We start from the raw sequence: 15,303 nt of genomic DNA on the forward strand, positions 1-15,303 counted from the left end.
GCGAAAAGTATGAATAAAAGTGATAAATTGTTAAAAGACTTAATTGATGCCAATTTATATTCCCGTTACAGCGGACTTTTATCCCTGTCTAACATATCTTTACAGTTAGTTGATACCTGCGGCCGGATCCTTTTAGAGTTTAACCCGTCTCCTGATTTTTGCAAACGCATCTGCCAGGATGATGAAACTAAGGTTTGTGCCGACTGTTTTTCCAGATTTAAGAACGGTAGGGCAGAACGGTTTACCTGCCGGTACGGATTGGTTAACATAATTTTACCGTTAGAAATCAATCAGCAAACTGTCGGATTTGTTATTGGAGCACAGGTTTATTTGCCGGACAGTGAATACCAAAAGTATTTAATTGATATAACCTCGCTGGCAAAAGAAAAAAACCTTAAGCCGGAATACATTGCTAAATCAATTGCCGCCGTCAAAACTGTTGAACCAAACAAAGTTGAAATACATGAGCAGCTTTGCAACCATATTGCCAAAAATATTGCCTATGAATTTTCGCACAGCCTAAATAACACCGAAAAGGCTATTGCCAGGCTTTCTATTGAAAAAGAGATGCTGGAAAGAAAAATAATTGACCTGGAAGCAAAAAACATGTCCTTAGTAATCAATCCGCATTTTCTGTTTAATACGTTAAATACCATTGCGCGTATTGCTTATTTCGAGAAATCGCATACCACCGAAGAACTTATCTACTGTCTTTCTGATTTGTTGCGGTATAACCTGAAACAAGACGATGAATTGCACACCATCGGCAATGAGGTGGACAATATAGAGAAATATCTCTATATTCAAAAAGTTAGATTTAAAAATCGTTTGGAATATGAAATTGATATGCCTGATCATATAAAACCTTATCGAATACCTAACATGACCATCCAGCCCATTGTTGAAAATGCTTTGATCCACGGCATTTCCCCGAAAAGAGATGGCGGGATTATTAAAATATATGCAGAAAAGTATAAGGATGACATTAACATATATGTTATGGATAACGGCAACGGTTTTCCCAAAGAAGTGTTGGATAACTTGCATCAAACCGAAAGCAAGCTTGGTATCGGCCTGCGCAGCACAGACAAGCGTTTAAAGCAATATTTTGGCGAGCAATACGGGTTAAAAATAGTAAAGTCTGACTACAGCGGCAGTACTGTCACCATTTCGATTCCCACTAAACCCAACGTGAGGCGATAGTATGAGGGTAGTTTTAATAGTGGAAGATGAATTACTGGAACTGGAATTTCTTAGATCGGTTGTCTCAGATGAACTTTTGGCGGAAGATAAAGTAATTACCTGCCAGAGCGGGGCTGAGGCAGTTAAACTGGCCAAACAGTATCGCCCGGATATTATTTTCATGGATATTCGCATTCCGGAAATGGATGGCCTGCAAGCCATTGAGGAAATAAGAAAATTCCTGCCGCAGGCCTGCATTGTGATACTTTCTGCCTATTCAGACTTTTCCTATGCCCAAAAAGCCATTCGTCACCAGGTGCAGGAATATTTGCTGAAACCTATTAAACCGGCTGTATTTAAACAAACTTTTCGCAATCTGCTGGCAAATATTGCGAAAAGCAAAGAACCTACCGGCCAAGAAGTTGATCAGCCCAAATCCCAGATATATTTTATTGAAAAATCCATTAAGTATATTCATGATAATTTTAAACAGAAATTAACCCTGCAAATGGTTTCCGCCCACGTGTTTATGAATCCCCAATATTTTAGCCGTATTTTTAAAAAAGAGGTTGGGGTGACCTATACAGATTATGTAAATAAATTAAAGATTGAATATGCCTGTAAACTGTTAAAAACCACTAATTACCCTGTGTATCGTATTTCCAGCGAGTGTGGTTTTACCGATCCTTCTTATTTTAATCGCGTGTTTGTACAACTGATGAATATGACTCCCAAGGCATACAGAAGAAAGCATCTGTGCGAGAGCACGGAAATAAGCCGGCAATAGCCGGAGATATAAATAAATCAGGCTGATTTTGTCCTGTTTGTAAGAAACGGGGAAAGTTTGATATAATAAAACCGGATTAACTAAAAAGATGATTGCCAATGACGGTTTGTTCAACTGTCATTGGCGTTGTTTCTTTTGGCAATTTTATTGCAGGAGCAAGCTCCTGTATGGCGCGAGCAGCGTCAAATTATTTCTTTTAAGGTGGGCAGAATAATGACTGACATTAAAGTTAACGGCTTAAATGAACCGGGGCTGACCTTTCACGAGCTTGAACAGGGCTTTACCATTAAAGAAGCAATTACGGAGGCCGGGCGTTGCTTGAACTGTGCCAAGCCCCTCTGCCGCACAGGATGTCCCATAGACAACGATATTCCTGGTTTTATTTATGCTTTGTCCAGAGGAAACATCGGCGAAGCCAGGGAAATTATTGCCGAGCGGAGCAATTTGCCGGCTGTTTGCGGACGTGTTTGCCCCCACGAAAAACAATGTGAAGGGCATTGTGTTTTAGCGAAAAAACAGCAGGGCATTAAAATTGGCAAATTAGAACGTTTTATCGCTGATTTTGATGCTGCCATGCACCTTTCCAGAGATAAGGTGCCGGCTAAAATTAACGGGAAAGTAGCTGTCATTGGCTCAGGCCCGGCCGGTCTTACGGTGGCCGGCGACCTGGCCAAGCAAGGTTTTAATGTGGTTGTTTTTGAAGCGGAAAGTGAGCCCGGCGGTGTATTGCTGTACGGAATTCCGGAGTATAGGCTGCCTAAAAAGGTGGTGCGGCAGGAAATCGAGCGCATTGCCAGCCTGGGTGTAACATTTATTACCAACTGCCTGGTGGGTGTTAATATTACGGTAGATCAGCTGTTTGACCAGGGCTTTGATGCAGTGTTTATTGGGACGGGTACGGCACTGGCCAAAGGTTTGGATATACCGGGCAAAGATCTGATGGGCGTGATCCAGGCGACATACTTTTTGCGAACCATTGTGCTGTATAACGACGGTAAAATTGATCGCAAAGAGGTGCCGGTTTACAAGGATGATCAGGTCCTGATCATCGGCGGCGGTAATGTGGCCATGGATGCCGCCCGCTCGGCCCTGCGTCTTGGCGCCAGAGTAACCGTTGTTTACCGCCGAACAGAGAGTGATTTAACGGCGCTGCGTTCGGAGTATGAGGGGGCGGTGGCGGAAGGTGCGGCTTTCTGCTGGCAGGCCAGCCCGTTGGCATTTATTGGTAAAGAAGGCATGCTTACCGGTCTTGAAATTGCCACCCCCACCGGTAAGACCATTCTGCCTGCCAACAAAGTGCTGCTTGCCATCGGTTCCCGCCCGGCTGCCCGGATTGTTTCAACAACTAAAGGCATTGAGGTAAACCCGGCGGGTTATGTAATTACCAAGCAAACGCCCTATGGCATGACTACTCTTAAAGGTGTTTTTGCCGGTGGGGACGTTGTTCACCAACCGGCCACCGTGGTTTTGGCAATGAAAGAAGCCAAACGGGTGGCTAAAGGAATTGCCGCATACGTACAGGCCAAAAAATTGCTGGAAGAATGTTAAGTTAATGACTGGCAAGCTAATCCCTGACTCACATACAAACCGGTATGTGAGTTTTTTTATGACCGGCTTTACTGGCATAAGTTTTGTGGCAGCTGCAAATTTACTGCTTGGTTCACCCCGGCAGTGTACTGCGTAGGGCTGGCTCACCGCCGGCTTGCTGCTTCAATATCTTATCTTGCTCCAGCGGGATGTTTTTTATGACTCGGGACTGTTTAAAGACTTTAGTCTTAAAAAGTTTCCCCCCGGCATTTTCTGCGCCGGGGGGAAATCTTTAGCAAACCTGTTGTACAAGTTCGGCCGGTTGAACATACTGATCGTACCAGTGATACATCTGTTCCGCCAACTGGTATTTTAAGGCCGTCTTAAGATCCTGTTCAATGTTTGCCAGCAGGCCATGCAGCTGCTTTGTCAGGATTTCCTTGGCAGCGTCGTAGTAACTGCCGCTGTCTATCCCCAGGCATGAACAAATTTTTTGGGCCAGCACTTGATTTGCCTGATTAGACAGAAACTTGGGGACAAAGACAGGAACCAGGCGGGACACTTTCTTAAATGTGACCTGGCTGACGGTTTTATTTGCTTGCTCTGATAACATCAAGGAAATTTTCTGTTCTTTAACTGTCTGGTTAATTAAGGTAAGTGAGGGGAGCGGGATTAAGGCAAACTTAATGTCGGGCAGCCATTTATTTTGAACGGTAATCAAATCATGGTTGATATGGGTTTCAATATCCTTTATCAGCTGTGCCAATTCCGCTTCGTTTAAAAGGCAGCCGGCAAATTCCTGCGCCATGTTGCTGCTTTTATGTTGTAAAACTTTGTCAATCAGAAGGCGGCTGTTTTTTCTTAACAAACGAAAATATACATCAACCGACCAGTCAATTGTACGATGGCAGGCTTCAATAAGTTTATTTAAAGCCTGTTCATTGAGATAGTCTGCGGAACCAGGTAAAGAGTCACAATGCCACATGTAGTCGGACCCTCCCGCATAAATAATTATGATAATGATTATCATTATTATAAAAGAAACAAATAACAGCGTCAAGGGAATCCGTAACACTAACTGTAAACCAGTGAACAAGCCTTATTATAAATGAAATATATTAAGGGATTATTAAGCTAATATTAAATTGAATCAGATTATTTTTCGGCTTGTTTATTCTTGCCGTATTTAATTAAGCGGGCGGAGTTTATTACCACAGCCAAAGTACTGGCATTGTGCATCAGGGCAGAAGTAAAGGGCGAAATAATTTTTAAAGTGCCCAGAGCAATACCCAGCACGTTAGCCCCAATGGCAAAGGCAAAGTTTTGCCGGATAACCTGCATGGTTTTCTGGCTTAATTGGATAAGCTGGGCTACTTTAACCGGATCATCACCTGCCAGCACCACATCTGCCGATTCCACAGCCACATCCGTTCCTTTGACCCCCATAGCAATACCTATGTCGGCAGCCGCCAGGGCAGGAGAATCATTAATTCCTTCCCCAACCATGGCCACCACTTTACCCTTGCTTTGCTTTTCTCTGACGATTTTTACCTTGTCTTCGGGCAACATATCTGCCCAAATGTCCTGTAAGCCCAGCCCGCTGCCCACAGCCAGGGCGCACTGCTTATTATCCCCGCTGACCAGACCGATCTCTTTAATGCCGGTGGCTTTCAGCAGGTGAATGGCTTGCCGGCTTTGTTGGCGCAGGGTATCTCTGACACCGATCAAGCCAATCACTCTGGTCTGTTTGGCAATAAAGATAATTGATTCACCACGGCCGCTCATTTCTTGAGCAAAATGCCTGGCATGGCCGTAATCTATTTGTGCCTCCTGCATTAAACGGTCATTGCCAATTAAAAGGGTTTCGTTTTCTATAACCACCTTTAAACCTTTGCCCGGAATTACTTCTTTATCTTGGTACCCGGGAATTTCCTCCCGGCTTTCTCGGGCCTTGTTAACCACTGCCTGAGCCAAAGGGTGGTTGGTGTGCATTTCCCCGGCTGCTGCCAGGGCCAGAATTTGTTCGGGGCTATAGTTGTCATCCAAAGAAACGTATGTGCTTACTTCCGGGCGTCCCTCGGTAAGGGTGCCTGTTTTATCAAATAAAACGGTGTCCAGCCGGCCTGCTGCTTCCAAATAACAGCCACCTTTAACCAGAATACCCCGGCTGGCGGCATTGCCCATGGCAGCGCTGATGGCCGTGGGTGTAGCCAGACCGGCAGCACAGGGACAAGCAACTATAAGAATGGTCATGGTGCGGTGAATATCCCTGGTAAGGGTAAACACCAGGGCGGCCAGCAAAAAAGAAACAGGTACTATTTTATAAGCATATGAATCAGCCAGTTTTTGGATGGGAGCACGTTTGCTGCCGGCTTCTTCCACCATGTGAATGATGCGGGACAGTGCTGTGCTGTCGCCTACTTTTTCTGAAAGAATATAAACACTGCCCTGTTCTACCACGGTACCGGCATAAACCTGGTCGCCGGGTTGTTTATACACCGGTACCGATTCACCGGTGATGGGAGCTTGATTGACAGCGGCAGTTCCTTTGGTAACTCTGCCGTCCACGGGAATTTTGCCGCCGGTATGGACGACAACTGTATCACCGGGCTTTAAACTTTCTACCGGTACGGCCACCTGGGTGCCGTCGGCCAGCAACCAGGCCTGTTCGTTTTTATTACTGAGCAATTCACCAATGGCCCGGCGAGAGCGATCTAAAGTTACGGCTTGGAGCAGTTCGCTGAGGTTCACCAGCCAGACAACCACCAGGGCGGTTAAACCCTCACCCATGCCCAGCGCCACCAGGGTTGCAGCACTGATGAGCAGATCGTTGTTCAGCCTTTTTTCTTTCAGCAAACCGTTGATGCCGCTGCGCAGGATAGGGTAGCCGGCCAGCAGGGTGGTGGCGGAGCACAGGTTTAGCAGTTTGCCCCCGTGATTGGCAGGCGTTTTTCGTAAATAATGTTTGACGGTCAATCCCAGCAGCACCAGGCCACCAAAAGCTACCTGGGCAATTTGTAAAGGTATGGGCAGTTCCGCCGGTTCCTGATAGGTTTGTTTTTCTTGCCGGCCAGCGACAGCCGCAGCAACCTGTGAATTTTGGCCGGCCTGTTGATCCAAAAAACTGCCGATCAGGCAATACAGTTTTGATGCGGTTAGTTTGTCGGCACGATAATAAATTACTGCACTGCCGGAAACCGGGGTGATATCAGCCAGGACGGTTGCCGGTAAGCTGCTTAAAAAACTTTGCAGCTTTTGGGCCAGTCCTTTATTTTTCTTTAACAAAGGGATTTGAAAGCGTACCCTGCCGGGCAATATGTGTTTTACAATGATTTGCCCCATTTTCTTCCTCCTTGCGTAAGCTAAATATAGATTGGCAGAATAGCCAAAAACTATGCATGCTGTTTGCCGGGTTTGATGCATTAAATTTGCTCCCGGAGGATAAAAATAGCTTTTATAAAGTCAACAGGAGGTGAAAAAGGAATTTGCCGCAGGGGAGCTCAGCATATCAGTCAGGAGTTATCCGGGTGGTTCACAAGCTGCCCGGCCGGGTGCGCTTACAGGTGCCGGGATTACAGGGAAATCACAGGCTGGCCGGGGTTATAGCAGCCGCTGTCAGTCAAAAAAAGGGGGTTTTTTTGGCCCGGGCCAGTGCATTAACCGGACGGGTATTAATATTTTTCGATGAAAGCAATCTTCAATTAACAGAGCTGAAACAGGTAATTCAAGAATGCTTGGCTTTGAAGCAGCAGCAACCTGTCCTGCCGCGCCGGAATACGCCGGAACCGGAAGATTTGCCCGTTAAAAAGCAGTTTTTTAACGTGGCGCTGGGCGGCGGCGTTTTGGCTTATCTAACCCTCAAACACCTGTTGGTGGGTCGCACCCCCTTAGCTAAGGACCCCCATATTTTTAATCTGGCGGCAGCCGCTACCATTATTTCCGGCTATCCGGTACTGCGCAGCGGTTTGCATGGTTTAACCCGGGGCAAAATTAACTACGATCTGGTGCTGGGAGCCCTGGCCCTTGGCACTACACTGGCCAGAGAAAGCATCACCGGGTTGACTGTGATGTGGTTGACCAACCTGGCTGCCCTGATCCAGTCACTGACGCTGCAGCGCTACCTGAAAGCCCTGCCGGCAACAAAGGATACTGCCCGTTCACTGGATGCAGCAATCAATCCATCTGAATGGGAGGAAGCCGGCCGTACCTATGGACAAAAATTTATTTTACCGGCGCTGGGGGCAGCCGCCTTGACCGGCTTGGCCGGCGGGGCGGGCGGCCGGTCGAAAACCCTGGCCATGTTGCTGGCGGCCAATCCTTCGCCGGCCGGCCTGGCTGCGCCGACCACCCGGGCAGCGGTGATTGCGGCAGCAGGGAAAAAAGGTATTTTGTTCCGGCATCCCGGAGCGGTAGAAAAATTGGCCAGGCTGGATACGGTGATTCTCGACAGTGAGACGGTATTATCCGAAGCTGCCTATGAGGTGGGCGATATCCTCCCCCTGCCGGGTATCAGCAGGGCGGGGTTGCTGGCAATGGCAGCCCAACATTCAGGCAGTCATTATCATTTTGCTTTAAGAAAAGCTGTGTTTAGCGCAGGAATTCACCCGGCAGCTGAGTCTGATGCCGTCATATTAACCGGTGATGAAAAGACCCTTAATGCAGCCGGCGTAGACACCCGACAGGGGGTTTTTAAAGCAAGGCGGCTGCAGCACTTGCAGCAAGTCCCCTTGTTTGTGGCCTGTAACGGACAACTGGCTGGGTTAATCGGCATTAAGCCGGGGCACACCGGAGATTTGCGTTGTCTGGTGCAGAGTTTGCGCAACCTTGGTATCCTACAGGTGGTACTGCTGACCGAGCAGCCGGGCAGTGTAATGGAACAGGCAGCCCTTGACTTGGGAATAGCACAGGTGGGAAGCGGGCTTTCAACCGAAGAAAAACTGCACCTGGTTCAACAACTGCAGCAACAGGGCAGGGTGGTAGCCCTGGTCCGGCAAAAACCTGTCGCAAGCCCCTTAAGGCAGCAGGCAGATATTACGGTTTGTATATCTGACGGCAGCAACCACCATCCGGTGGATGTGGTGTTAAGCAATATATCTTTATTGCCTGAGGCGTGCCGTCTGGCCCGGCTGGGCCGACAGAGAGTAAAGCAAAATATTGCCCTGGTGCAGGCGGCCAATGTTATGGGGTTGGCCCTGGCTTCAACCGGCCGGTTGTCGGCTATGGCTGCCAAGGTGTATGGGGATCTGGTAGCGCTGGCAGTCTGCAGCAATGCGGCACGGTTGTTGTGGCCTCAAGGCCGGTCAGCCAGGCCGCGGCGGCTGTTGAGTAATGCACAACGGGAAATTGCTGCAGCTCTGGAGGAAACTGTCATACCGGCAGATTATTTAGATCAATGCAGCAACTGGCACAGCTTGACAGCAGACGAAGTCCTGCACAGATTAGGATCAAACTTGCAAAACGGTTTGTCCGGCCATGAAGTACAGCAAAGGTTAGCGTTATATGGTCCTAACCAAATGGCAGAAAAAAAACAGCCGGGCTTTTTAGCCAGAATATGGAATCAAATGAAAGATTTTCTGGTGAAAACTTTGCTGGCTTCGGCCCTAACCTGTGCTATTCTGGGAGAATTTTGGGATGCCCTGGCTATTGTCGCAATCCTGGCCTTAAATGCCTTGTTGGGAGCTTTGCAAGAACACAAGGCTGAAGGAGCTTTGCAAGCGCTGGCTAAATTAACTGCCCCCACAGCCAAAGTGCGCAGGGAAGGCAAGGTGACAAGAATTTCGGCTTGCCAACTGGTGCCGGGAGATATTGTACTGCTGGAACAAGGAGACGGGGTACCGGCAGATTTACGGTTGCTGGAAACCAACAGTTTGGAAATTGAAGAAGCTGCCCTCACCGGCGAGTCTTATCCGGTAGCAAAAAGTGCCAAACGGATCAGCGATTGTATCCCCTTGCTGGATTGTGAAAACTTAGCCTTTATGGGTACCAATGTAACCCGGGGGCGCGGTGTGGGTATAGTTATAGCTACCGGCATGAACAGCCAGGTGGGAAAAATTGCCGGCATGCTGAATCAGGAGAAAAGTCCCACCCCGCTGCAAAACCGGATGGCGGAGGTCAGCAGCGTCATATTGAAATACTGCCTGGCTGTCAGTGGTCTGGTGGTGGTAGGGGGTGTGTTGCGGGGCGGTTCGCTGTTTAAAATGTTTCTTACCGGTGTAAGCCTGGCGGTGGCTGCCATTCCCGAGGGACTGCCGGCGGTGGTTACCATCGCCCTGGCCTCCGGCGTCAGGCGAATGGCCAAAGAAAATGCTGTGGTCAAACACCTGCCGGCGGTAGAAACACTGGGCAGTGCTACCCTGATTGCCACTGACAAAACAGGCACTCTGACACAGAACCGCCAGCAGGTACAAGCTGTATTCACAGGCAGCGGCCGGTGGCAGGCAACCGAGGAGGGGCCCCTGACCGCTTTGGATCAACCATGCCCGCGAGAGGAACTGACAGCGTTGCTTACCGCCGCTATCCTGTGTAACAATGCTGATCTCCGGTGGGTCCGGCCCAGGAACGGCCGGGCTAAGCCAAACTGGCAGGTTGAAGGCGACCCCACTGAAGGAGCCTTGCTGCTGGCCGGTTTGCGGGAGGAAATCAACTACCGGGAACTAAGAGAAAAATGGCAACGGGTTAAGGAAATACCCTTTGATGCAGAAAGGTTGCACATGACGGTTATTTGCCAGGCACCGGAACAGGAATATATAGCCTTTGTAAAAGGTGCCCCCGAAGTTGTTGTTAACCTTTGCACACAAATGCAGCAGGGCGGACAAGCGGTGCCGCTGGACGACAATTTGCGGCGGCAGGTGTTGCAGGCCAACGAAAACATGACGGCGGCAGCCATGCGGGTATTGGCCGTTGCTTACCGGCCGCTGCAGCAGCCGGAGCAAGCCCAACAGGAAAAATCTTTAATTCTTCTGGGCTTGGTGGGGATGGTGGATCCGCCCCGGCCGGAAGTGCGGCAGGCAGTGGCCACTTGTCACCGGGCCGGCATTAAGGTGGTTATGATTACCGGCGATCACCCCCATACGGCTCTGGCTGTGGCCCGGCAAGTGGGAATTAGCCGGCATGATCGGGTAATGACCGGTCGGGATATCGATAACCTAACCGACCAGGAACTGGCAGCCGCCATTAATGAAGTCAGGGTTTTTGCCCGGGTGCTGCCAGGCCAAAAGTTGCGCTTGGTGCAGGCGTTTAAGCAGCGGGGAGAAATCCTGGCCATGGTTGGTGACGGCATCAATGATGCCCCGGCCATAAAGGAAGCGGATATAGGAGTGGCGATGGGGGTGAGCGGCACAGATGTTACCAAACAAGCGGCGGATATTATCTTAACCGACGACCATTTTGCCACTCTGGTGTCCGCTGTGGAACAGGGCCGGGGAATTTACGCCAATATCCGTCGCTCAGTACGCTACCTGTTAGCTACTAATGTTGGACTGGTGATGCTGGTTCTGCTGGCGGTGCTGTTGGGTTTGCCGATGCCTTTACTGCCCATCCAGTTGCTTTTCTTAAATGTGCTGGGTGATGGTTTGCCTGCCTTGGCCCTCGGGGTGGCGCCTAATAACTGCAATCTTATGCAGCATCCCCCTAGGCCGGTCAATGAAGGTTTCTTTGCCGACGGGCTGGGTGATCAAATTATCAGCCGGGGTATTGCCACCGGATTAATCGGGCTGGAAACCTACCGGAAAACTTTACGGCAAGGCGACCAGGGAGTGGCCGGCACGGTAACCATGGCTTCTTTTATAGCCAGCAAATTATTATTTGCTCTGGAATGCGGTGAGAAAAAACAAAGCGGGACCAATCCTTACCTCACCGGTTCGGTTGTTCTCTCAGCCCTGCTGCTGGGAGGTGCAATTTACCTGCCGGTGGGCCGGCAAATTTTCAAAACGGCACCGCTGGGCTTAAAAGAAGTGAGTACCGTTTTAGGAAGTGCCGGTCTTACTTATGTGGCAGAAAGATGTTTGGCGGCTTTTATCAAAAGTCAAGAAAATGAAAAAACATCAATAAATTCCGGGCGCAGCCCCAACTAAGGGCTGCTCCCGGAGTATCGACAAACATTACCGGTGGTTTATGATCCCCTTTGGCTCCGGTCTGCGCACCGACAGCACTGCGCTTTACTGTGTTCGCCCCTGGGGTCGCCTCAATCGAATAAAAAATCACATGTTGTTTTATCCTGTAAATCCGCAGGGAAGTTGCCACCGGCGGCAACTTCCCTGCGGATAATAGTTAACTTTCTTTTTTTTCAGCTGAAGATTTATGGTTTGGCTCCTTGTTGGTATGGGCAGTGGCGCTTGGATGATTAACAACATCTTGTGTGTCATGCATGGCTACCATTGAGGTTGCAGCCTTACCGGCCGGCTGATCCATGATTGACTGCTGCACCCTAACCTCATGAACCATTTTTTCCCAACTTTTAGTTAAGCCTTCGCCGGTTTCTTTTAATGCATCACTGATGGCAAGGGCTCCCCGTACTGTTAAAACAGCCAGGCTGCGGGCTGTTTTCTTAATAACAGGTACCCCTGCGGCACCTATAACCGTACCTACCGCCACTAAACCTAAAGGAGATAAGGTTCTTAAAGGACTTGTCAGCAACCAGCGCATTATTATCACCTCTGTTTTATATGTTTCATTTTATTATTTGCAGTATCTATAAACAAATTCTTAAAATTTTTTTGCAAAAAATTAAATTTATTGTAATAAACAGTAAAATAGTGGTTTAAAATACATTTACTTGAATTGCAAGGAGGAGTTTTATGAAACAAGAACAGCAATCTGTGATGAGCCAGTACGACCCGGAAATGATTAACCGCCTGAAAGAAGAAATTATTAACGATTTAAAGGCACGCCGGGAATGGCAGGAGAAATATTACAGTAATTTGGCTGAATACAACGAGGAATATGCCGCTTATCCGGGTGCTTATGGCTATCCGGGGTATGGCAGGCGTGCTGCCAGGGCGGGCTATGGCAGGCGTCATGCCGGGTATGGTGCCGGCAGGTATGGTGCCGGTATGGGTATGGGTCCCGGCAGGTATTACGGCTGGTGTCCTTACCCGCCGCCGCCCCCGTACAAAGGCCGCAAACAACCGGAGTTTGATTACGATTGGTGGACCGACCGGGAAGAATATGACTACCGGCGCAATATGATGATGCTGAGAAGACAGGTACAAAATGAGTTGCAGGCCATAGACAAAATCAACCGTCGCTTGAGCCAGGTGAACGATCCCCAGGTACGCCGGCTGCTGGCAGATTTACTGCAGGAAGCCGACCGGCAGGGCATGGATATAAATGAGCTGATGCAGAGCTTAAATATGCAAAACCCTGGTTGGGGTACCGCCCTGCTTGACCGGGTTACCGGACCCTTTAGAGGTATTGATCGGCGCAGCTTTGGCTGGGGGGCCGGCGCAGCGTTATTAGGATTGCTGCTCTTGCCGACGCTGGGCAAATCCCTGCGTCCGTTGGCCCGTAAAGCTATGGAAGAAGCCATGGACATTACAGAAAGGGCCCAGAGTGTTTTCGCCCAGGCCAAAGAAGAGTTTGAAGATATAGTCGCCGAAGCCAACTTTAATAAAATTAAGGAGTCAATGGTCACCCAGTCGGGTATGCATGATAAAGAACCTCCGGCTAAAAAATAAAACATCTGTAGAAGGCGGTGGTTAATTGACCCGTACTGATGAATTAACGGAACAGCTTACCCGTGTGCTGGCAGAATTGCGTAAAGCGGTGGATGCCAGCGTTGAGATTCGCAGCCAAAGCAAGGCTGAGGCAAAAACAGTAGCTGTGATATGGGAAACCTTTCTTGGCACATTTATTGGCTACATTATGAAAAAAGGAAGAGAAACCGGCCAAAACTTACTGGCAGACATTTCCTTTCGCAATATTTGGCGTAAATGAGGTACACCCCACTTGCGGTGGGGTGTACAGCTTGCCGGTATTGTTTCTTTCCCCAAATTAGGTACGCAACGGATGATTTGCAGCGAACCGCCAATGTTTTAAGAACCAGATTTAAAACACTTGCATTACATAAAACAATGTGCTATTATAAAAAACGTCGCTGCGAGGCGGCCCTAAAAAATACCACTTGCCGCAGGGCGGCAAAAGTGGTAAGATGAAGTTCCGCCGCTGATAAGGCGGTGAGTGAATTACCAAAAACTTCCGCTTGCAACAGAGCGGGAGATATGGTAAGATGAAATTCCGGTCGCGAGGCCGGGCGGTCTTTGAAAACTAAACAGTAGATGATGGATGCACAACAGGTCAAGTCAAAAGTCATCGAGAAGATGAGACTGTGACAGACCACAACCTCGTCAAGCGTAAATGCTTACGGGAAATACGGACAACGACAAGAGCCAAAACTCTTGTAAAATATTCAAGATATTTTATGGAGAGTTTGATCCTGGCTCAGGACGAACGCTGGCGGCGTGCCTAACACATGCAAGTCGAACGGTTTTCGAGGTTCGACATTCGAGGTTCGAAGTTCGAGTAAAAGCAAATCGAACTTCGAATTTCGAACGTCGAACTTCGAGAATAGTGGCGCACGGGTGAGTAACGCGTGGATAACCTGCCTGGTAGACCGGGATAACAGCTGGAAACGGCTGCTAATACCGGATACGCTCTGGCTGTCGCATGACAGTGAGAGGAAAGAAATATCGCTATCAGATGGGTCCGCGTCCCATTAGCTGGTTGGTGGTGTAAGAGACCACCAAGGCGACGATGGGTAGCCGGCCTGAGAGGGCGACCGGCCACACTGGGACTGAGACACGGCCCAGACTCCTACGGGAGGCAGCAGTGGGGAATCTTCCGCAATGGGCGAAAGCCTGACGGAGCAACGCCGCGTGAGGGAAGAAGGCCTTCGGGTTGTAAACCTCTGTCTTCAAGGAAGAATAGATGACGGTACTTGGAGAGGAAGCCCCGGCTAACTACGTGCCAGCAGCCGCGGTAAAACGTAGGGGGCGAGCGTTGTCCGGAATTACTGGGCGTAAAGGGCGCGTAGGTGGTTCATTAAGTCAGAGGTGAAAGTTCGGGGCTCAACCCCGTGATTGCCTCTGATACTGGTGGACTTGAGTGCAGGAGAGGGGAGCGGAATTCCCAGTGTAGCGGTGAAATGCGTAGATATTGGGAGGAACACCAGTGGCGAAGGCGGCTCTCTGGACTGTAACTGACACTGAGGCGCGAAAGCGTGGGGAGCAAACAGGATTAGATACCCTGGTAGTCCACGCCGTAAACGATGAGTGCTAGGTGTTGGTGGTATCGACCCCACCAGTGCCGCAGTTAACACAATAAGCACTCCGCCTGGGGAGTACGGTGGCAACACTGAAACTCAAAGGAATTGACGGGGGCCCGCACAAGCGGTGGAGTATGTGGTTTAATTCGACGCAACGCGAAGAACCTTACCAGGGCTTGACATCCTCTGAAAGCTATAGAGATATAGTGATTATCCTTCGGGGTAACAGAGAGACAGGTGGTGCATGGTTGTCCTTCACCTCTGGTCTTGAGAATTTGGGGTTAATTCCGGAACAGTTTTCAACCCCCCAAAAAATATATTTTGCCCACCAGGGTAAAATCCGGGGAACTTTTAATGTGGAATTGTCCGTTTGAAAAAAAACCGGAAAGAAAAGGGGGGGGGAAAAAAAAATCAAAAAAACTTTCCTTGTCCCCCCCTTTTTTTTTTCTTGGGGGGCCTAACACAACACCTATTCTCCATAAAAAAAGGTTGGCCGCGCGGGGAAACAAAAAAAAAAGAAAAGAAAAGAACACAAAAAAAAACCCCC

Annotated in this window: 10 protein-coding genes and 1 rRNA gene; 8 read left to right on the forward strand and 3 right to left on the reverse strand. The window is 49.1% G+C overall.

Going from position 1 to position 15,303, the window contains the following annotated elements; translation table 11 throughout:
* Positions 1-9: 9 nt before the first annotated feature.
* From DESHY_RS04460 to DESHY_RS04470, 3 genes are all read left to right on the forward strand, one after another.
* Positions 10-1,203 (forward strand): histidine kinase, encoded by a 1,194-nt coding sequence (locus tag DESHY_RS04460; protein ID WP_008410750.1) that lies wholly within the window; start codon positions 10-12, stop codon positions 1,201-1,203.
* A 1-nt stretch (position 1,204) separates the two neighbouring features.
* Positions 1,205-1,969 carry a response regulator transcription factor gene (locus tag DESHY_RS04465; protein WP_008410751.1) on the forward strand — a complete coding sequence of 255 codons (765 nt, stop codon included), beginning with the start codon at positions 1,205-1,207 and terminating at the stop codon, positions 1,967-1,969.
* Positions 1,970-2,182: 213 nt separating this feature from the next.
* Positions 2,183-3,517 carry an NAD(P)-dependent oxidoreductase gene (locus DESHY_RS04470; RefSeq protein ID WP_048817886.1) on the forward strand — a complete coding sequence of 445 codons (1,335 nt, stop codon included), beginning with the start codon at positions 2,183-2,185 and terminating at the stop codon, positions 3,515-3,517.
* A 271-nt stretch (positions 3,518-3,788) separates the two neighbouring features.
* Here the strand turns inward: DESHY_RS04470 and DESHY_RS04475 are convergent, their stop codons facing one another.
* Together DESHY_RS04475 and DESHY_RS04480 are read right to left on the reverse strand one after the other, a co-directional pair.
* Positions 3,789-4,481 (reverse strand): hypothetical protein, encoded by a 693-nt coding sequence (locus tag DESHY_RS04475; protein ID WP_008410753.1) that lies wholly within the window; start codon positions 4,479-4,481, stop codon positions 3,789-3,791.
* Positions 4,482-4,651: 170 nt separating this feature from the next.
* Positions 4,652-6,838 carry a heavy metal translocating P-type ATPase gene (locus DESHY_RS04480; protein ID WP_008410754.1) on the reverse strand — a complete coding sequence of 729 codons (2,187 nt, stop codon included), beginning with the start codon at positions 6,836-6,838 and terminating at the stop codon, positions 4,652-4,654.
* Between the two features lie 143 nt (positions 6,839-6,981).
* On the opposite strand from DESHY_RS04480, the gene DESHY_RS04485 reads away from it, so the two are divergent.
* Both DESHY_RS04485 and DESHY_RS13995 read left to right on the forward strand, forming a co-directional pair.
* A complete protein-coding gene (locus tag DESHY_RS04485; RefSeq protein ID WP_008410755.1) occupies positions 6,982-11,568 on the forward strand; it encodes an HAD-IC family P-type ATPase in 4,587 nt (1,528 codons plus the stop codon).
* A gap of 40 nt (positions 11,569-11,608) precedes the next feature.
* Positions 11,609-11,761 carry a hypothetical protein gene (locus DESHY_RS13995; RefSeq protein ID WP_160162479.1) on the forward strand — a complete coding sequence of 51 codons (153 nt, stop codon included), beginning with the start codon at positions 11,609-11,611 and terminating at the stop codon, positions 11,759-11,761.
* Between the two features lie 3 nt (positions 11,762-11,764).
* On the opposite strand, the gene DESHY_RS04490 is transcribed toward DESHY_RS13995, so the two are convergent.
* Positions 11,765-12,139, reverse strand: coding sequence for a hypothetical protein (locus tag DESHY_RS04490; RefSeq protein ID WP_008410756.1), 375 nt, complete (start codon positions 12,137-12,139; stop codon positions 11,765-11,767).
* Positions 12,140-12,291: 152 nt separating this feature from the next.
* Between DESHY_RS04490 and DESHY_RS04495 the strand changes: the two genes are divergently transcribed.
* The 3 genes from DESHY_RS04495 to DESHY_RS13515 all read left to right on the forward strand — a co-directional run.
* Positions 12,292-13,170, forward strand: a complete 879-nt coding sequence (locus DESHY_RS04495) for a hypothetical protein (protein ID WP_008410757.1) — start codon at positions 12,292-12,294, stop codon at positions 13,168-13,170.
* 25 nt (positions 13,171-13,195) lie between these two features.
* Positions 13,196-13,429 carry a hypothetical protein gene (locus DESHY_RS04500; protein ID WP_008410758.1) on the forward strand — a complete coding sequence of 78 codons (234 nt, stop codon included), beginning with the start codon at positions 13,196-13,198 and terminating at the stop codon, positions 13,427-13,429.
* 481 nt (positions 13,430-13,910) lie between these two features.
* Positions 13,911-15,303, forward strand: a 16S ribosomal RNA gene (locus tag DESHY_RS13515); the annotation flags it as partial.

It is taken from the genome of Desulforamulus hydrothermalis Lam5 = DSM 18033 (assembly GCF_000315365.1).
In the GTDB taxonomy this organism is placed as follows: domain Bacteria; phylum Bacillota; class Desulfotomaculia; order Desulfotomaculales; family Desulfotomaculaceae; genus Desulfotomaculum; species Desulfotomaculum hydrothermale.